Below are 17,036 nucleotides of genomic sequence, written 5' to 3'. Positions count from 1 at the left end.
GGCGTCGGCAGCCGGGTCGATCCGGCCCTGATTGTCTATGTCATGATTTTATGATGACAATAATGCCTCGAATTCATCTGCCAACTTGGACGTCGGATCGTCGGCGCGCCCATCCGGCAGCCGGATGGGCGTCGAATGAGGACCGTGCTACCATGATCGATCCAACCGGTAAGGTGCGGTATGGAGTGCCCTAGCTGTCGCGCAGACGTCTCAGAACTTGCCAAGTTCTGCAGCCAGTGTGGATCGGCGTTGATGCTCAGTTGCGGCTCTTGCGGCAACAGTGAAGCGCTGGGCTCGAACTTTTGTGGAAAGTGCGGTGCAACACTCGTTGGCGACGTATTTCGAAGTCCAGAACTTGCGCCGATCCAGCCCCGCGCGGCCCCTGCGGAGCGCAGCCACATCACAGTGATGTTCTGCGACCTTGTCGGCTCAACGGCTCTGTCCGTGAATCTCGATGTTGAAGATTTTGGCGAAGTCATCAGCACTTACCACAAGCGCGTTGCAGAAATTGTACCCGGGTTCGGCGGCTTCGTGTCCCGCAGAGTTGGCGATGGTGTTCTGATCTATTTTGGTTACCCGAACGCTCATGAAGACGATCCTGAGCAGGCCGTGCGGGCAAGCTTGGCCTTGATCGACGGCATTGGGCATCTCGGCCGCCCCGAGCCGCTTCAGATCAGGGTTGGCATTGCCAGCGGCTTGGTGGTTGTGGGTGACCTGATCGGATCAGGAAATGAGACAGAGGTTTTGGGCGAGGTGCCCAATCTGGCGGCCCGCTTGCTTGCATTGGCCGAACCCAACACGGGCGTGATAGCGGACAGCACCAGGAAGCAGATTGGATCGGTGTTCGCGCTCGAGGACTTAGGGTTCAAGAACCTAAAAGGGTTCACCGAGCCTCAGCGCGCTTGGCGTGTGCTAGGCGAAAACCGCTTCAAAAGCCGTTTCGAGGCGCTACGCTCCGCCGAAACTCCACTCGTCGGCCGCCAAGAGGAAACAGAGCTATTGCTGCGACGTTGGGCGCAGACCAGAGCTGGCGAAGGACGCGTGATCCTCTTCTCAGGAGAGGCTGGCATCGGCAAGTCACGCCTGACGGTCGCAATTAGGGATCTGATTGGTGCGGAACAATACACCGAGCTGCATTATTTCTGCTCACCTCATCATCAAGACAGCGCTCTATTCCCCATCATCAATATGCTCGAGCGTGCGGCTGGATTTGGACGGGAAGACACGCCCGCGATCAGATTGGACAAACTAGAAGCATTAATGGCTGAAACCTCCGCGCCCGAGCAGGACGTCGCGCTTGTCGCTGATCTCCTCTTGCTGCCTACCGCACGCTATGAGGCAGTCGAGCCGAATGCGCGACGCAGAAGGGAAGAAACTTTCGAAGTGCTGAACCGGCAGCTCACCGCGTTAGCACGGAAAAAGCCAGTGTTGATGATCTTTGAAGACCTGCATTGGATTGATCCGACCACACGCGATCTGCTCGACATCTTCATCCGTCGAATCGAGCGCATGCCGGTCTTGCTGATTGCAACCTTTCGCCCAGACTTCGCGCCACTATGGGCAGACCAGCCGCACGTTACCGTGCTGACGCTCAACCGTCTGAACCGATTTGACAGCGAGGCTCTGGTTCGACTGCTCGCCTTGAAGACGAAATCGTTGCCGAACGACCTGATCGGCGAAATCGTCGAACGCGGTGACGGCGTGCCGCTGTTCCTGGAGGAAGTGACCAAGACGGTTGTGGATGCGAGTCCACCTCGACGGGGATCGTCAACGACGCGACCGTCACTTTCCGTGCCATCTACGCTACACGCTTCACTAATGGCCAGGCTTGATCGGATCGGACCTGCGGCCAAGGAGATCGCGCAGATCGGCGCGACGATCGGCCGGGAGTTTTCCTACGAGCTCGCTGCCAAGGTAGCTGAGCGCTCCGAGGTGGAGATCAAGGAGACGCTCGGCCGGTTGGTCGAGGCTGGCCTCATCTTTCAGCGAGGCGAGCTGCCGCAGTCGAGCTTTATGTTCAAGCACGGCCTGTTGCAGGACGCAGCTTACAGCACTCTGCTTCGGGACCGGCGCCGGAGCCTACACGCACAAATTGCGCAGGCGATCGAGGAGATGTTTCCCGAGATCGTCGAGAAGCAGCCCGAGGTGGTCGCGCGCCACCGAACCGAAGCTGGTTTGGGTCAGGAGGCGGCGGTTTATTGGCAGCGCGCCGGTGAGCTGGCTTTGCGCCGTTCAGCCGGCAGCGAGGCACTGAAGCATTTTTCCAACGCTTTGCGGCTTCTGGAGGAGATGCCTGACTCGGCGGAGCGCTGGCAGCAAGAGCTCGACATCCGGCTCGGGCTCGGCACTGCACTGGTCAGTGCACGGGGTTTTCGTTCTGCGGGGCACGAAATCGTCGATCATTACGCCCGAGCGGTCACGCTTGGTCGGGGACTGGGCGACGACAAAAAGCTTTTCCGGGCGATGTGGGGAAATTGGTACACAAGTCTGATTACAGGGCACACTGAGCAAGCGCTTGGAATGGCTAACGAGCTCGTCGAGGTGGCCGAGCGGCTCGTTGATCGGGATCTGATGCTGGAGGCATATCACTCGCGTTGGGCAAACTCCCATGTGTTGGGCCTCAATGCAATCACGCTCGCCGACACCGAGCGGGGCATTGCGCTCTACGATCCCGAGCGTCATCACGCGCATGCTTACGACTATGGCGGTCACGATACCGGCGTTTGCGCCTACGCGCACAGCGCTATCACCCTCTGGGTCACCGGCTTTGCGAACCAGGCGCTACAAATGTCCGCTGCCGCGCTCGAACTCGGCAATCGGCTAGGCCATCCTCCTAGCCTAGCTCATGCGGCTTGGTGGTCTGCAGCACTTCGCCAAATGCTTCGCGCCGCAGAGCCCTGCCGCGAATACGCCGAACTGACGATACGCATTGGCCGCGAGCAAGGAAGCAACATCTTCGTTGTGTGCCCCCTACTGCTTGGCTGGACGACGTTTCAATCTGGCCAGATAACGGAAGGCCTAGAGCGCATGGAGGATGCCGTCGAAGCCACGCGGCAGTCGGTCCGACGCTTTTACTACGATTATGAACTTCTGGTGTTCGCGGAGGCCCTTCTCAAGGCTGGCGAGGTGGATCGTGCCGAGCAAGTTGTTCAGGAGGCCATCGAGGTCATCACGACAAGTCGCAACCGCCTCTTTGAGGCGGAGGCGCATCGTCTGCTGGGTGCGTGTCTCGCAACTCGCGGCGGCGAAGCGGTACCGGAGGCCGCGCGGCGGCTGTTGCAGGCGATAGAAACAGCCGATAGACAAGGCGCGCTCGCATTCAAGCTCCGCGCCGCCACTAATTATGCCCGTCTGTGGCAGACACGGGAACGCCGCCGCCAAGGACGCGAGCTTCTCCGGCAAACCTATTGTCAGTTCACGGAGGGTCTCGACACCCCGGATCTCAGGGAGGCCAAGGCGCTCTTGGACGAGATGGACGTCAACGGCGCTGCGCCCGCAGGAAGTATGTCACGCGTGCGGCGCGGAGCGTAGGCCCAAGCCGGGCAGCGCATGCGTGCACCTGTCATAATTTGGCAGGGAACATTGATGCTGGTGTGGAGCATCGTCCCTCTAGCGCATATCTATGCGGGGCTCAAGGTCCACCGGCTTAGCGCGGCACTACAAACCTTGTGGCGCTGCGGATCCACTCAGCCTGTTGGCGGCGCCTTCCCCGCCGCTCCTCTATCTCGTATAGCACCCAGACAAGACACACGCCCAGGCAGAAAATGGCTCCGAGGAAGCACACGACCTGCTCTTCTGCTTGCATGGTTAGTGCTGCGCGAGCGAGAGTGCGTGGAGACGTGCGTAGTCGCCGAGCTGGACAGTCGCAGTCTCATCCTGGACGCACATGTGCCCCATGCCACGGACCAGATCTAATGCCTCCGCTCGAGCGAGCTCCAAGTTCATGACAAGGTTGCGGCAACCGCGCCTTCCCGCTTCAAAGGCCGCGAGCTGGAGGACGTGGCCATAGATCGTGATCGTGTCGATTGTGTCCCGACCAGCGAGTGCTAGCTCCATGCAATCGCCGTATGGGTGGAGCTCAGCGACAGCGACCAGGCCATCCGGCGCCAGGCAGCCGATCACGACAACTTCCCTACGGGGTAGCTCACGGCAGTAGCGGGCTATCGATCCGTCCGACACCGCGCCTCCGAAGCGCGCACGCCTCTCATCAAAGGGAAAGCCAAGATAAAAGAGACGAAGCAGTCCCTCAATCTCGTCGGCGGACAACGACCGAAACGAAAGGGAGCCTGCAGCCGGCGTAAGATACTGAACGGCATTTGAAATCTTCATCGCTTGTGCCCAATGGTTCAAGTGTTCGTCAATAAATGAAGGTTGCCAAAATCGAGTAGCATTCCTTCCGAAGTGGAGCGCGGTGTGAGAGCTGAAATTGTCTCTGCAGTCGAAGCTCTTTGATATGAGGGTCCGACCGCGCACGTTGTGGTCTCCTTCACAAGAGCTGATCACAATCCTGTTGGGACTTTTTTGCGCACTCTCGTCCTGTCGGCTCCAGTTAGGAAGACCTGCCTTAGACCACGACCAGAGCTGCATGTAGCAGGTGATGAGAACTTCGTGCGGACTTTCCGGATTGTGCGGGGCCCTCCGTGGTTGGATGGCCTCGAGGTGCAATGATCGCGGAAAGCGCTTAGCAGGCGATCAGGCAGACTTCGCTTGCGGCAATAGGTTGCGAGCAGAGCCGAGCTATACTTCCGGCAGGCGCTGCGGTGGAGCCTGTCCTTTCGGCTCAGGCTGCACCGCAATTTGGGTCGCTGAGAGTGTCGGGCCGGAAGGAAAGTCGGAATGATACGTCGCGATCGAGTGGGGAGGTCGTTCGCACCCAACGCAAATCTAGTAGTTCGCAACAAAACTCACGGGACGAACGCCCTTGTGATGGCCGTCGGGTGGGGTCTTCCGGCAATGGTCGCGATTCCAATGCCAACCCAATCACCATCATCAGGAGCCGTAACAGAGAAGGGCGATTCATGGCAGGCCTTGAGAGACGAAAGAGAGCATTGCAAATTGCGCACCCAAATAGCTTGTGATGCCTCTCTGGGTCATTGTTAAAGACAAACCGGTTCAAAAGCGCCGCGTATTCGTCGGGTAGCATCAGACCCGATTTACTACTAAGCAGACTCTTCGCCTAATTCGTCGGCAATTCGCCTCCGAAGTGAGCAAAATCATTTTCCCAAGAGCTTGAGTGGGTCGCGGGTTCCGCACTTTGTCACCCGCACGGGTGACGTCCTGTTGTTGCGCTTCAGCTATGTTGAAGAGATCGGAGCTGAGCGAATTGTATCGATCGTCGTGAATTACTTCACACGTATATCGCGGCAGGAAATCTAAATTGGCGTCGACTGACATGCGCCGCGCGGCTGCATTGCAGGGAGACATTTCATGCAGCCCGTTGATGAGAGGACAGCGATCGGTTTCGCCGGCAGGGGATCGGCCGCCATTATTCCTGCGGTCTGCCTGTTTCTCTTCGCCACGAACATTGCCGATTCCCATGGTGGCGGTGCATCGCTGATTGCCCCGTCGATCGTGCTTCTGTCGGCCTTGCTCTCGAGCATTGCAGGATTTGCCTTCTCGCCTATTGCAGGCGGATTTCTATTTCATGCGATGAAAGAACCTTTGTCGGTGATTCAGATCTTGCTGGTCGCCTCGATCTCACAACAGCTCTATTGCGTGTGGCGCTTGCGCGAGAGCATCCACCTTCAGGAGTGTTTTCCATACCTGATCGGAAGCGTGACTACGTTGCCGATTGGCCTGTTTCTACTCCTGAGGACGCCAGCATCGGCGTTTCTTCCCCTGCTCGGAGTACTGTTGATCGTCTACGGGGCCTTTTCTGCACTAAAGCCCTCATTGCCGGCAGGCAACAACCCGCTTTGGGGGCGCCTCGCTGTGGGCGCTCTTGGAGGGATCACCGGCGGGATCGCCGCATTTCCGGCGGCCTTCGTCACAATGTGGTGCCACATTCAGGGGTTCGACAAGCACCGGGGGCGGTCCATCATCCAGCCGTTCATTCTCGTCAACCAGATCTTGGCGCTCGCGGCGTTGTTTGTCTTGACGCCGGGGCACGTCATGCCACTCGACACTCTCCAATATGCAGCACCGACCGTGCTGGGCGCTTACTTCGGATTGATGATCTTCAATCGTGTCGATACCTCGACGTTCAATCGTCTTGTCGGTCTGTTTCTTATCCTTGCGGGGTTCAGTTTCATTAAGTCGTTCTAGCGCTGATGGAGCATCAACATGCAGAAGCCAATCTATGGATTGAGTGCCGCGGAGCGTCGAGTCGTACGCAAGTGGCGGCTGGCAGTGTTCGGCTTCTATGGATCGCTACTGGCAATTATCGCGCTGTCGGCCGCCGTTTCAGATCGAGGGGTCGTGGTTGCGCGTGTCGACCCTCCCCCGCAGCTGCAACAGAAGTAGGCTGACCCAATGGCAGCCATGGAGGAGATCCTGGACCTGATCTACGATGCGGCCGGAGATCATCAATTGTGGCCGGTCGCACTGTCAGGGATCGCCGACCTCACCCGAAGTGAAGGCGGAATACTGTTCGGTCAATCAGTCACAGCCGAACAGGTCTATTTTGATTTCAACGGCCGATTAAACCAGGAATGCAACCGCGCCTATCAGGAGCGCCACATGCAGAATCCCTGGTCTGTGGCGATGGAAGGCAAGCCGCTTGGACAGCTTGTGTTGTCCGACGAGGTGTTTGAGCTGGGCAAGCTACGCAATTCGGGGTTCTACGATGATGTACTCCGTCCGCAGGGCATTGGGCACAATGCCATGATTGCGCTCGCGGCGAGAGACGATTTCCGAGTTGCGTTCAACATTTGTCGAAGCGAGCGCCAGGGCGAGTTTGAAGCGATCGAGCGGAAGATCTTTGAGGCCCTTGCGCCCCATCTGCGCCGATCGGTCACTCTCGGCTTTCGCCTGACTGCCTATCGCGCACTACGGGACGCAGCGTTCGAGCTTGTCGAGCAAATGGCGGACGGTGTTGTCCTCGTGGGGTATGGCGGTGACGTCGTATACGCTAACGAGATGGCCTGTTCTTTGGAGGCTCAAGGGACATTAAAGTTCAAGCCAATTTCTACCTGGTCCGCTCCGCATTCCAGGCGCCTGGCCAGTCTGGTCAGGTTGGCCTTGGCCGGCAAGGCAGGCGGCACTATGAGCGTTCCGTCTCATGACAGGTCGCGCCTGGTCAGTATAGTGGTGGCTGGCCTCAGAAGTCGTGAGTCAGGCGTGCTCCGAGAAGCGCACATTCGTGGTGCGGCATGCGCCCTCTTCATCATTGATCCTCTTCAGAGGAGAACGATCGGCACGCAACATCTCATCGATGCCTACGGTCTCACCAGAGCCGAGGCGCGCGTCGCTGCATCGATGTCTTCTGGCGGCCTGCCTTCGACGTCAGCATCAGCATCTGCCCTTGGCCTATCGGCCAACACCGTCAAAACTCATCTGAGGAGGGTATTCGCCAAGACAGGCACGAGAGGCCAGGCTGAACTCGCCGCTCTGCTCACCGCCCTTGGCGTCGTGAAGGCGCAAGATGCTCGCGGAGAAAGTGTTGATGCCCGAAGACACTGAAATGGATGATCAAAGAGGCGACTCGGAAGCGACCCGGCGCCCGTATGCTTCGTAGCTGCTGGTTTGCTCACCGTGACTTGCTGCTCGGTTGTGCCAAGTCTTTATCGCGTCTCTCATTTTGCTTTTGTTGGTGATTTAGTCGGATTGCAGAGGGGCTTTTGATGAGATCGCTTGGGTTATGTTTGTTGGCAGCCGTGATGCTCGCGGGACCTGATGCGCTGGCACAGAATGCCAGTATTGGATCTCCACCTGATGGGCTTCCGGCCTGGGCGTTCTTGTGGGACCCGACCGTCAAGGTGCCCCCCGCTGACGACAAGCCCAATCAACTCGCCGGCAGTAGCGCCGCGTTCAGCTGGAAGCAGGCGCGGGACCTTTTCTTTGCGCCTGATTGGCATCCGGATGACCATGCAGCCATGCCGGAGATCGTTGCCAACGGACGAAAGCCGGATGTCCGCGCTTGCGGATCGTGCCATCGCGTCCAGGGCACCGGCGGTCCTGAAAATGCGAGTCTTGCGGGCTTGCCGACGAGCTATCTCGTTCAGCAGCTAGCCGATTTCAAAAGCGGCGCGCGAAAGATGTCGGGGCCGGAGAGGCCCTCCACACAATTGATGATGGCGTCAGTCAAAGCCATGACTGACGCCGAGGCGCGCGCTGCGGCAGATTATTTCTCTGCGCAGAAGCCCACGCAGATCGTCAAGGTCGTCGAAAGCGAGAGCATTCCAAAGACAGGGCCGTCCCGCTTGTTCTACGTCAAAAGCCCGGAGGGCGGCTCCGAAACCCTGGGGCCGCGCATCGTCGAGATGCCGGACGACGTCGATCAGTTCGAGCTCCGAGACTCCCGGGCGACCTTCACAGCCTATGTGCCGGTTGGAAGCCTGGCGAGGGGGGAAACACTCGCGAAGACGGGCGGATCGGGAATAACCGTTGCCTGCGGTAGCTGTCACGGTCCGGAGTTGAAAGGCGTCGGTGAGATTCCGCCTATTGCCGGGCGCTCGCCGACCTACATCGTGCGCCAGCTTCATGAGTTCCAAAGCGGCGGGCGCGTGGCAAGCGCAAGCTCCCTGATGAAACAGGCTGCCGAAAAGCTGTCGCAGAACGACATGATCGCACTCGCTGCCTACGTGGCGTCGCTATCCCCCTAGTCAAGCCGTTTGCGCGAAATGACGTCCGCTTCTGACCTTTAACTGACCTTCCGCCGGGGGTGCAGTGCGAACTGCTATCAAAGCAGACATCCAGATCGCAGACTGATAAGGTTCCCTACGAAAAGCTTATCAGTCCAAGAACCCGTCTCGCAAAACTGCTCGGCCCCGACATGTTCTGCGCGTCGTGGCCGCGGTACATCAGCGGTTAGGCCCCTGCTCTGGCGGTCTTTTTCTTTCCCGAGGTTTGCAGACGGCACGGTCCACCCACCAGGAGATTGGTCTATCCTCGTGAGAAGTAGCCGGGATTGATGAACGTCCACTGTGGGAGGGGAGGCCTAGCGCGTAGGCGCTACAATACCAGTATTCGTATTACCCAAATCCTGCACAGCCTTGTTCATCGTAGGATCGTTGACGTAGCCGCTGGCGGGGGTTGAAGAGCCATTGTTCTCATTCCTTGCCGGATCGCCCAGCCGATTTCCCGTGGTTTGATGGTCGAGAGCGTTGCTCGTGTTAGGTCCGGGCGAACCACCCGTACCTTTCACGGTGCCACTGCTCGACATCGAGCCGGCCGCCGTGCTGCCTGAGCCTGATCCTCCTCCCGAAGCTCCACCTGAACCACCTCCGCCAGCTTGCGCCAAAGCCGAGGTGCTGGTCAAAACGAGCGCCGCTATCAAGAGAAATCTGGAAGATCTCATTCTGAACTCCTATGCTGCAAGGAACAAACGCCCCAGCTCGATACCGTTCCAAATGGAAGTCGCACCAGAACAACAAGGCGCTGAATCAGATTACTTGGGGGAGCATGACCGGATTCTGCAACCAGCGCAGGGCGCCATGCACTTCCGCCGAGCAGCTAGGTAGGGGCGAAATGCTCTTGGTACAGCTGCGCTGATGATCTGCAACTGGGAGACGACGTGAATGCCTCTGATGCGTCACCTCATCGTCGAAGGTTCAAGCTCCAGTGTCGATAATGGCGGGGCTAGGACGATATCGTACCACACCCTCTATCTACCAAACGCTGTCCATGAGACTAGTCAGCAATGCTTTGCGACGGATGGTGCTCTTCTTGCAGATATGCTCGGCCGACAATCGTCAGTGATCGCCGCATTCAAAGATGTCCCGAACATCCTGTTCGTTCAGGCCGGACAAAACGATCTTCGTTCGACTGACGCTTCAGCGTGGGTTGCTGCATTTGCCGGGTATTTGGCCACTTTCCACGATGCAATTAAATCCTCACGCAAAATCGTGCAGCTCGGGATCAGCACTCACAATCCTCGTAACGAAGGTCTCTTCAATGTTAATCGGGCCACCGCCGACGGGGCTCTGCGACGTTTTCCGAGTGAAGGAAAGTGCGACTTTGTCGTCGATTGGGCTGCCGATCCGACCTTGGGCCCGGACTCCGCTGCCGCAAACCAAGCTTTATACCCTGACGGCACGCATCCTTCGCAGGGCGGACAAAGCAACATGGAGGCAAATTACTTTCGACCTGCGCTCAACTCCCTCTTTCCTCTCACTTGATTCATCGTAGAATTCGTTCTTATTCGCTAGACCTGCAGGCTGTAATCGACGTCAACATTTCCCGAGGGCGCTGGGCGAACAAGCTCAAGTGTGCTGATGGAACTTATAGCCCCTTGATCTTTGCGTTAGGCGCCGAAGTGGATAGGCAAACGATGCTCCGCTGGCTTAGCTCAGATCATCAAAAGATCCGAAGCGATCGAAAGCAGCTTGAAGTGAGGGCTCGCCGCCTGCTGCAGAGTTACCTGACGGCCAATGAGTGGCAAAAGCGCCAATACTATCAGGCAATCGCCGGCGCGGCTTCCGCATGTCAGCCTGGTATTGATGATCCGAGTTTAAGTAACGAGAAGCTTGCTGAATTAGCCGCTCAGGCGGCGACAAAAGTCGTCCAAGTACGTAATCGGAAAGCCAAGGATGCGCACGACCATTCAGCTGTACTCATCACGGATGCATACGCAACAGTTGCAATCGCCTATCGACGAGCGGCTTCAGCCTGCACTGCTGACAAGGAAATGGAGCAGCTGGGCACCGCCGCAGTACACCTGGTCACGATAGCGAATTCATTCATGAATGCTGAAACGGGGCGGTCACCGACAGAAATGTAACTGCGGCTTCGGCAAACCAGCCTCGCCCTTTGCTCAGGCGTATACCTTGCGCAAACCCTTTCTCCTAAGCTGGCCGTAAGACGTTGCTTGTACCGTCCTCACCAACAAGAAAAGGCGGGCGGCATGTCGATTGCATTTCGATTCTTTGTTCTTTTGTTCTGTGCTTACGCCGGTTGGGAAACCCCAAGCATTCAATTCGGCGAATTGCGAGAGCCTCAGCAGCAAGGGCGTTCTCCAACCGGATAAGTAAGGAATGAACAAAACAACCCTTCACCTTGAACGTCCGCAACCAAGCCAAGTTCGGCGTGCTGACCTCGCGCCGGCCACCGGTTATGCGATGCTCGTCGATGGTCGTTTCAAGACCGAATTCCTTGATCAGGACGGCGCGACTAAAGCGGCCCTTGAACTGTTGGCCAAGTATCCGATGCTGAAGATCGAGATCTACGATGCAGCATCGAAGTCACGGACGCCCGCGCAATAGCCGCCGCGTCGCAGCATGCGTGATAACCATGTCTTCTGTTTTAATCTACCTTTAGCTTTTTGCTAACAATCGAGGTCGAAGGTCGTCGCCAAACGGAGGCGGCCTGTGCCTTTGATGAAATATTTCGGATTCGTCGGCAGCGCTCTCGTCCTGGTGCTGATCGCAATCGGCTGGTGTTGGCCGCAGCAGGCGATGAGCCCCGGTAACAGTGACGTAGAGCGACCGTCCATCAGGATCACCTCAGCCGAGCGGGCACCTGAACGGGTCATAATCGATACCAGCTTGCCGACCATTCTGGCTCCGTCGAACATCAGTCCGTCTACATCGATGACGTCAGTGCAATCTGCTCGGCCTCTGCAGAGCGCATTCTCAGAACTTGACGTTGCCCCAAAACCGGTCACTCCGAAATCAGGCGGCGAGGTCTTGAAGCCGAAGCATGGTGCAGAAGGAGAATCCGCTAAAAAGGTCGCTAACCGTCGGGCAGCGAAACCGGTGAATATTATCCCCGTACCCGCAACGGGAGCGCAAGTTGCCGCGCCCGATACAAGACTGTCGTTACTGGAAACACTTAAGGAGCGGCTAGGGCAGACGTTTTTCAAGCTGAACTGAGAGCGCCCCCTCCGGGCTGCTGGTCGAGTGGGGCCATCCCGGACTGCCGATAGACCTCTCCATCGCAGGCGCGTCACATGGCACTGGGCACATCTGGTCAATCCCTCGACCATCTTTGTTGCCGCCCGCGTCTCCGAAATCGCACCGGCCAGGAACGGCTGCACCGGGCTGGGGTGGGATCTCGTCTGCGCAGGATTGGGCACTGTCAGCTCCTCAATCGTTCTCAGTCCTGCGTGACGACATTGACGAAGCAAGCGCTTGTCAGTCGTGGCAGGCAGAATACACAGTCGGGCCTAGTGAGGCGCACAACTAAAAAATATCCGGCGCTTACGAAAATAAGAACGAGATCTCCGCTTTTAGATTCCTTCCGAAGTGCAATCGGGAGCCTCAGCATGGCAACGCAGATCGTGATGGATCACAGCGGCGACAGCCGCTACTTCTTCGACAACTCCGGCGGTGATGCTCTGGCGGAGGCGGAGAGACGTTTTCTGGAATTCACCGGGAAAGGATTCACCGCAGCGGTACGGAGCAGCCGGGAGGAGGTAACCAGGATCACCACGTTTGATCCGAACGCCGAAGAGACATTGTTTTTTCCGCGCCTAGTCGGTGGGTGATGGCCAGGGTGAAGAGGAACTTGGCTCGAGTCAGCCGGTGGCCCATTCATAGCCTCTCCATTGGGAAGCTTTATGAAGCATCCAAGGACGAGAAAACGATTCACGCTCGTGCGCTACGCTTCCTTCGTTCTTGGCTTTCGCCTCAGCAGAGGGCGGACTTCGATAGGAAGGGATATTTCGACGTCGCGGGATGCGATACTGGGAAGCGGTACCGAATCCGGCGCGGGACGTCCGCCAACGTCAACGAGATAGACGAATACGGACGGCTCGGAACAGGGCGCTGCTTCGTCCCGTTAGGTGGCTTGGCTCAGGGCGACGTCATGCTTGCCCAGAAAATAGCTCTCGAAACCGACGAGAATCACGCGTTGAGCATCGCCAACAGCTTCCCGGGACCGCTAGGCTGGCGCCTCCCCAGGCGTCGCCCCGCAGAGGCGAGGAGCTCGGGCGTACGCCTTTCCCCCGGCTAAAATTCGAGACACGGTGCTGTTCATGCGGCGACGCCACAGCGGTCTCTTCGATTGCAACCACAACCTTGGTGGTTGTCGAGTGTTGCGCGATCTGTCCGGTACCACCGATGGGATGTATTGTCTTATTGATTTCGGAGTGCTGCCTTGACCGATCTGGGCCTTGAAATCCGCACTACGCTAAACGTTCGCTATTCCGCCTGAGCGATAACCTAAGGACTGGGGCGTTCGAACGGGAGCTATTCTGTCTCAAAGAATTGCAGTTCTGGACCTCGTTTTCTTGAGCGCAACCCTGGATGAGAAGGGCCGCGGGGACGGGCTAGATCAGTCCGCCGCCTTCGAATGGGATCTCCGTGGAGTAACAGTGCCCGGACGCGCGGGAAAGCTCGCAACATTGAGGTGGCGCCCGTGAACGCCTTCAGGCCCGATGGAATTCCACCGCCCGCTGTTTCAGAGAAACTCTAGCGGTAAAGCCTGCCTGCAGCCACGCCATGGCCTGCGTGTGCCCAGCTTTGCGCGAACTCTCATTTCCCCACCAGGCACTGAACTTGTAGGCTGAAGGCGGTAACGGCCTCCCGAGAATTGCCTCGATTTCCGAGAACGTGAGCCGAATAGTTTGCGCCATTGTGCGCCCCAGCTCCCTCAATAGCGGATCGTAAACGGACATGACGCTCGGCTCGTCACGTCGGTCTGTCATCGCCGCTCGCAGGGATGTTGAAGCCCCGGGCGGCAAGTTCTAGGTCGATCTCAGTGATCCGCTCGAAGATGCGAGCAGCAATCGCCCCGGAATCTTCCGCGCTTAACGATCGAATGCCTCTTAGAGATAGCTCGTCCCTGAGAACCTTCGCCACAAGCAATTGAATTGCCATTGGATCAAATCCTAAAAAGACGATCCAACCGCAACCGAAAGGCGAGCGCAAGTGTTAAGTTGGTGCTGCCGTGCTTGGCTAGTTGTCTCGGTTCCAAATGCTGAAGCCGCGCAGCCGCTCGCGCAAGCTTTTCTGCCGCAGCTCTTAATAGCAAACCCGTGTGCCCTATCGGTGTCCTACCCTGCGTGATCTGTAGCCGATTGGCCGTCTCGCTTTGCTTGAGCACGAGTTGTTAGCCTATCCAGCTTCGATTGCTCCTCGCTCAGACGTCTTTCGACATACTGCCGTTCGAAGTCCGTCAGAGTGGTTTGCAATAAGAGGTGATAGCGTTGAATATTGTTGCGATGTGCCCGGACCAAATCGTCGTCAATCATCGTCGTCGCCTTTTCCGCTACTGAGACAAAAAACGATCCATGATCCAAGCTGGATGGGCAGGCGAACGAGCAACAGGCCGGAGCATCTCCGCCGCTCTCTCCATGGTAGTGAGCTTTTCTTTCCCAATCTGTGAACTAGTTCACACGGCCTTGCGATCATACCTAGCTGGCAGCGGATACACTGCAGTGGTTTAATGGGCGTGGGTCGGCTTCATCCGACTGGATGACGGTGAGCCTAGCGCAGCGCAGTGCGCCGGTTCATCGGGCTTTGGCTGGAGGCCAGAAGGTCTTCTATGAAGTCCAAGTCGTTCGAAACGCCGGAAACAAGCTGCCAAGTCTATGCGTCTGACAAGTGCCGCGCCAATGGCGTGGCGGTTCCATCACTGCGTCTTCTGCCCGAGGTCTCTCAGCAGCGTGTGGAGAAAGTCGCTGGCATGGTCGTATTGTGCATTGCCGGTCGTGATTTGACGGACGTGTGGATCCATTACGCGGCCAACGGTTTCGGAGCCGAGCAACTCAGCTCTGTCCGACCACTGCTGCAGCAGCGTATCGGGTATATCGTCGGCAGATCCGAACATCCGCAAAAGAGAATGTTCGGCCTCGGCCTTATGGTCGTGATGAGCCTTCGCCGCATACAAAGCGAATAGTCCCCGGAAGGCATCACGGGAAACGGCAGGCTTTCCCATCGCAATGTCCCTGAAAAAATTACATTCTCAATAGGCGCAAGTTTGACGCTTCCGTTCGGGAAAAGCTAGAAAAAACCAAAGTCCTATGCCCTTCCGTTTTCGAAGAGTTTGCCGTTGGACGATGAAGGCAATGCCAACCCGTCAATAATCGTGACCTATTTAAACGATGGCTTGGTTGGCCGTTTGAGGCGCCTCTGGCTCTTGTCGCTCCCAGCCGCTCCATTTGTGAAGCGCAAGCCGGCGGAGAGGCCAGCTTCTAGAACCTAGCGCAGATGTTGCGGCCACCGCGCGGCTTGCACTAAGCTTCATTCGATTAGATCCGAATTGTTTTTGTGGAGTAGCGTCATGTCGAGTGCGATTGAGTTGATCGTGGATGGCTACGCAAGAGTGAGAGACCGCCAGTCGCTTGAAGAGCTGAGGACCCATCGCCGGCGACTTGCCGGAGACCTGAAAGCCTGGGTTGGCTTTGACTGCAGGTTATCGATTGCGCAGATCGAGCAGGACATCGCGGCAATCGAGGCGGGACTGGAGACGTTGTCGGGGCCGGTCGGCGGCTAAGCTAAAGGCGCCATCCGATGGCGGCGTGCGCGCAAGGAGGGCAATTGCTGCGATCTTTCGTCATGGCTGCCCTCGTACTGGTCTGGGGATCCTCGTCCGCGCTCAGCCTGACGTCGGAGGAGATCATCGCCAAGCTTCGCGCCGCCGGCTATTCGCACATCCAAGAACTACCAGCCGGAAAGATAAAGACCTACAAGGCCGTCAAGGAAGGCACCGCGCGCTCGCTAATCGTCGACAGCACCGGCCACATCGCAGAAGTGGCAAGGTAGCTAGACGGGCAGACGTAGCCAGACGTCTTTACTGGACAGTGTGCCTGTTGGCGTCGCAATCTCCATATCGACGACGCGAAACGAGCCATGACTTTCGTAAACGTAGCGAAGGTGCCAGACGGGGCCGGGTTCCGGCGAGATGGCGAAGTCGTCCAAGGCAGACGCAACGTATCGAACGGCATCGCGTCGCTCAACCGAGGCGGAGAACATCGCCTCTATCAGCGCGGCCAGGCTCATGCCGCCGACCAGCATGGCTTGTGCCGTTTCGTCGCCGTAAGTAAGCCGCAGCGCAGTCACGACTGCCGCAATAGCGTCGGGGTTTTTCAGAGCCAAGGTAGATCCGCTTCGCCCAGCAAAACCATAATGCGGATTCCGCCCCTTTCGTGCAACCGGCATCGATTCGGGGCCACTGTCCCAATGGCTAATGCCCAGGGCGAGCCGCTCCTGCGAAGCTCAATCAGCGGAGCAGACGAGAAAGCTGCGGCTGGAGACGCTTGAGCCGTTCTCACGGTCCTCCGACTCTGAGGCGCCAACAACAGGGCGTACCTGGAGGGGCGCTCGCCGGTTCACGCTGGCCTGCCGTGCGGCGAAGGCCGCAGCGGGAGGTTAAATCGCTGCGGCCCACGCGTCGTCAAATGAAGCCGGGCTAAAAACACCAAGTGAAATATGCAGCCAGCCCCGGTAGCAAAAACTTTGCCGCACCTTTGTCTGTTTTGCAAATACGATTTCGGTGGAACCGAAATCAATCTAGCGGGCATTCTGTTCCGAGGGCGGAACAATTCTGGTTTTCTAACGCTGCGAAGCGAGAGGGGCGCGGCACAGAGACTCAGTCATGGTGGGCTCGGTTGAGACCGGGTTACTGGCAGTTCGCCGATAGGACCGACGGCGGATGCAAGAGTTGCCTTGAGTCCTCAGCTCCTCGCTGAATTAAGCTTTCCGACCGGTTCTTTTTGACTGTGCGGGATCGAGCGCGTTCAATCCATAATATTGGTGGAGATGAGCGTGATCAGTTGGCTGTTAGTCATCATAATCGCGGCCAGCGTTGCGGTCCTGATAGCTCACGCGATCGACGCAATCCGCTCCTGAAGATGAGCGCACCGGCGGAAACTGGCGCCTGATCTGATGACGATTTAGGGACGCGGCATCAAAAGCCTTTTGGTATTCACTCGCCGTCAACCCGTGCCGACCAACCCATTCCAGGCCAGGGCGCCGTTCCCAAATCGCTGCGAAACG

18 protein-coding genes are annotated in these 17,036 nt (G+C 57.7%); 13 read left to right on the top strand and 5 right to left on the bottom strand.

All coding sequences use genetic code 11. The features are described 5' to 3' along the window. Nucleotides 1-180: 180 nt before the first annotated feature. On the top strand, nt 181-3,531 hold the full coding sequence (locus tag C7G41_RS34865; protein WP_106946775.1) for an adenylate/guanylate cyclase domain-containing protein: 3,351 nt from the start codon (nt 181-183) through the stop codon (nt 3,529-3,531). A gap of 276 nt (nt 3,532-3,807) precedes the next feature. Here the strand turns inward: C7G41_RS34865 and C7G41_RS34860 are convergent, their stop codons facing one another. Beyond that, a complete protein-coding gene (locus tag C7G41_RS34860; protein ID WP_106946774.1) occupies nt 3,808-4,329 on the bottom strand; it encodes a hypothetical protein in 522 nt (173 codons plus the stop codon). Between the two features lie 1,098 nt (nt 4,330-5,427). On the opposite strand from C7G41_RS34860, the gene C7G41_RS34855 reads away from it, so the two are divergent. From C7G41_RS34855 to C7G41_RS38530, 10 genes are all read left to right on the top strand, one after another. Further along, nucleotides 5,428-6,264, top strand: coding sequence for a sulfite exporter TauE/SafE family protein (locus C7G41_RS34855; RefSeq protein ID WP_106946773.1), 837 nt, complete (start codon nt 5,428-5,430; stop codon nt 6,262-6,264). Between the two features lie 18 nt (nt 6,265-6,282). After that, nucleotides 6,283-6,462 carry a hypothetical protein gene (locus C7G41_RS37175; protein ID WP_146159862.1) on the top strand — a complete coding sequence of 60 codons (180 nt, stop codon included), beginning with the start codon at nt 6,283-6,285 and terminating at the stop codon, nt 6,460-6,462. 9 nt (nt 6,463-6,471) lie between these two features. After that, nucleotides 6,472-7,620, top strand: coding sequence for a LuxR C-terminal-related transcriptional regulator (locus tag C7G41_RS34850; RefSeq protein WP_106946772.1), 1,149 nt, complete (start codon nt 6,472-6,474; stop codon nt 7,618-7,620). A 194-nt stretch (nt 7,621-7,814) separates the two neighbouring features. Next, complete coding sequence (locus tag C7G41_RS34845; RefSeq protein WP_245446862.1) at nt 7,815-8,762, top strand: c-type cytochrome; 948 nt, start codon at nt 7,815-7,817, stop codon at nt 8,760-8,762. A 915-nt stretch (nt 8,763-9,677) separates the two neighbouring features. Continuing rightward, nucleotides 9,678-10,277: an SGNH/GDSL hydrolase family protein gene (locus C7G41_RS37170; RefSeq protein WP_146159860.1), complete on the top strand. Its 600-nt coding sequence runs from the start codon at nt 9,678-9,680 to the stop codon at nt 10,275-10,277. A gap of 152 nt (nt 10,278-10,429) precedes the next feature. Beyond that, on the top strand, nt 10,430-10,879 hold the full coding sequence (locus C7G41_RS37165) for a hypothetical protein (RefSeq protein ID WP_146159859.1): 450 nt from the start codon (nt 10,430-10,432) through the stop codon (nt 10,877-10,879). A 253-nt stretch (nt 10,880-11,132) separates the two neighbouring features. Beyond that, a complete protein-coding gene (locus C7G41_RS34835; RefSeq protein ID WP_106946769.1) occupies nt 11,133-11,360 on the top strand; it encodes a hypothetical protein in 228 nt (75 codons plus the stop codon). 105 nt (nt 11,361-11,465) lie between these two features. Beyond that, entirely contained in the window at nt 11,466-11,969 is a 504-nt protein-coding gene (locus tag C7G41_RS37160) for a hypothetical protein (protein WP_146159858.1), read from the top strand. A gap of 392 nt (nt 11,970-12,361) precedes the next feature. Then, on the top strand, nt 12,362-12,583 hold the full coding sequence (locus C7G41_RS34825; RefSeq protein WP_106946767.1) for a hypothetical protein: 222 nt from the start codon (nt 12,362-12,364) through the stop codon (nt 12,581-12,583). After that, nucleotides 12,583-13,050: a hypothetical protein gene (locus C7G41_RS38530; RefSeq protein ID WP_245446860.1), complete on the top strand. Its 468-nt coding sequence runs from the start codon at nt 12,583-12,585 to the stop codon at nt 13,048-13,050. Before C7G41_RS34825 ends, C7G41_RS38530 begins: the two co-directional genes overlap by 1 nt. A gap of 677 nt (nt 13,051-13,727) precedes the next feature. On the opposite strand, the gene C7G41_RS34810 is transcribed toward C7G41_RS38530, so the two are convergent. Continuing rightward, nucleotides 13,728-13,916: a hypothetical protein gene (locus C7G41_RS34810; RefSeq protein WP_106946766.1), complete on the bottom strand. Its 189-nt coding sequence runs from the start codon at nt 13,914-13,916 to the stop codon at nt 13,728-13,730. A gap of 754 nt (nt 13,917-14,670) precedes the next feature. Continuing rightward, on the bottom strand, nt 14,671-14,976 hold the full coding sequence (locus C7G41_RS34805) for a hypothetical protein (protein WP_106946765.1): 306 nt from the start codon (nt 14,974-14,976) through the stop codon (nt 14,671-14,673). A gap of 345 nt (nt 14,977-15,321) precedes the next feature. Between C7G41_RS34805 and C7G41_RS34800 the strand changes: the two genes are divergently transcribed. Together C7G41_RS34800 and C7G41_RS34795 are read left to right on the top strand one after the other, a co-directional pair. Then, nucleotides 15,322-15,534 (top strand): hypothetical protein, encoded by a 213-nt coding sequence (locus tag C7G41_RS34800; RefSeq protein ID WP_106946764.1) that lies wholly within the window; start codon nt 15,322-15,324, stop codon nt 15,532-15,534. Nucleotides 15,535-15,596: 62 nt separating this feature from the next. Further along, entirely contained in the window at nt 15,597-15,803 is a 207-nt protein-coding gene (locus C7G41_RS34795; RefSeq protein WP_106946763.1) for a hypothetical protein, read from the top strand. On the opposite strand, the gene C7G41_RS34790 is transcribed toward C7G41_RS34795, so the two are convergent. Next, a complete protein-coding gene (locus C7G41_RS34790) occupies nt 15,804-16,136 on the bottom strand; it encodes a hypothetical protein (RefSeq protein ID WP_106946762.1) in 333 nt (110 codons plus the stop codon). A 684-nt stretch (nt 16,137-16,820) separates the two neighbouring features. Continuing rightward, the coding region (locus C7G41_RS37155; RefSeq protein WP_199198771.1) for a hypothetical protein at nt 16,821-17,036 on the bottom strand (216 nt) is incomplete at its 5' end.

This window comes from Bradyrhizobium sp. MOS002 (genome assembly GCF_003020115.1).
In the GTDB taxonomy this organism is placed as follows: Bacteria; Pseudomonadota; Alphaproteobacteria; order Rhizobiales; family Xanthobacteraceae; genus Bradyrhizobium.
This window is presented reverse-complemented; position numbering and strand designations above follow the sequence as displayed.

Excerpts from the sequence above, each read along its gene's own strand:
- C7G41_RS37170 (WP_146159860.1), top strand. The coding sequence starts at position 9,678 with ATGCCTCTGATGCGTCACCTCATCGTCGAAGGTTCAAGCTCCAGTGTC.
- C7G41_RS34835 (WP_106946769.1), top strand. The coding sequence starts at position 11,133 with ATGAACAAAACAACCCTTCACCTTGAACGTCCGCAACCAAGCCAAGTT.
- C7G41_RS37175 (WP_146159862.1), top strand. The coding sequence starts at position 6,283 with ATGCAGAAGCCAATCTATGGATTGAGTGCCGCGGAGCGTCGAGTCGTA.
- C7G41_RS34805 (WP_106946765.1), bottom strand. The coding sequence starts at position 14,976 with ATGGGAAAGCCTGCCGTTTCCCGTGATGCCTTCCGGGGACTATTCGCT.
- C7G41_RS38530 (WP_245446860.1), top strand. The coding sequence starts at position 12,583 with ATGGCCAGGGTGAAGAGGAACTTGGCTCGAGTCAGCCGGTGGCCCATT.
- C7G41_RS34865 (WP_106946775.1), top strand. The coding sequence starts at position 181 with ATGGAGTGCCCTAGCTGTCGCGCAGACGTCTCAGAACTTGCCAAGTTC.
- C7G41_RS37165 (WP_146159859.1), top strand. The coding sequence starts at position 10,430 with ATGCTCCGCTGGCTTAGCTCAGATCATCAAAAGATCCGAAGCGATCGA.
- C7G41_RS34855 (WP_106946773.1), top strand. The coding sequence starts at position 5,428 with ATGCAGCCCGTTGATGAGAGGACAGCGATCGGTTTCGCCGGCAGGGGA.
- C7G41_RS34825 (WP_106946767.1), top strand. The coding sequence starts at position 12,362 with ATGGCAACGCAGATCGTGATGGATCACAGCGGCGACAGCCGCTACTTC.
- C7G41_RS34795 (WP_106946763.1), top strand. The coding sequence starts at position 15,597 with ATGGCTGCCCTCGTACTGGTCTGGGGATCCTCGTCCGCGCTCAGCCTG.
- C7G41_RS34800 (WP_106946764.1), top strand. The coding sequence starts at position 15,322 with ATGTCGAGTGCGATTGAGTTGATCGTGGATGGCTACGCAAGAGTGAGA.
- C7G41_RS34850 (WP_106946772.1), top strand. The coding sequence starts at position 6,472 with ATGGCAGCCATGGAGGAGATCCTGGACCTGATCTACGATGCGGCCGGA.
- C7G41_RS34860 (WP_106946774.1), bottom strand. The coding sequence starts at position 4,329 with ATGAAGATTTCAAATGCCGTTCAGTATCTTACGCCGGCTGCAGGCTCC.
- C7G41_RS34810 (WP_106946766.1), bottom strand. The coding sequence starts at position 13,916 with ATGGCAATTCAATTGCTTGTGGCGAAGGTTCTCAGGGACGAGCTATCT.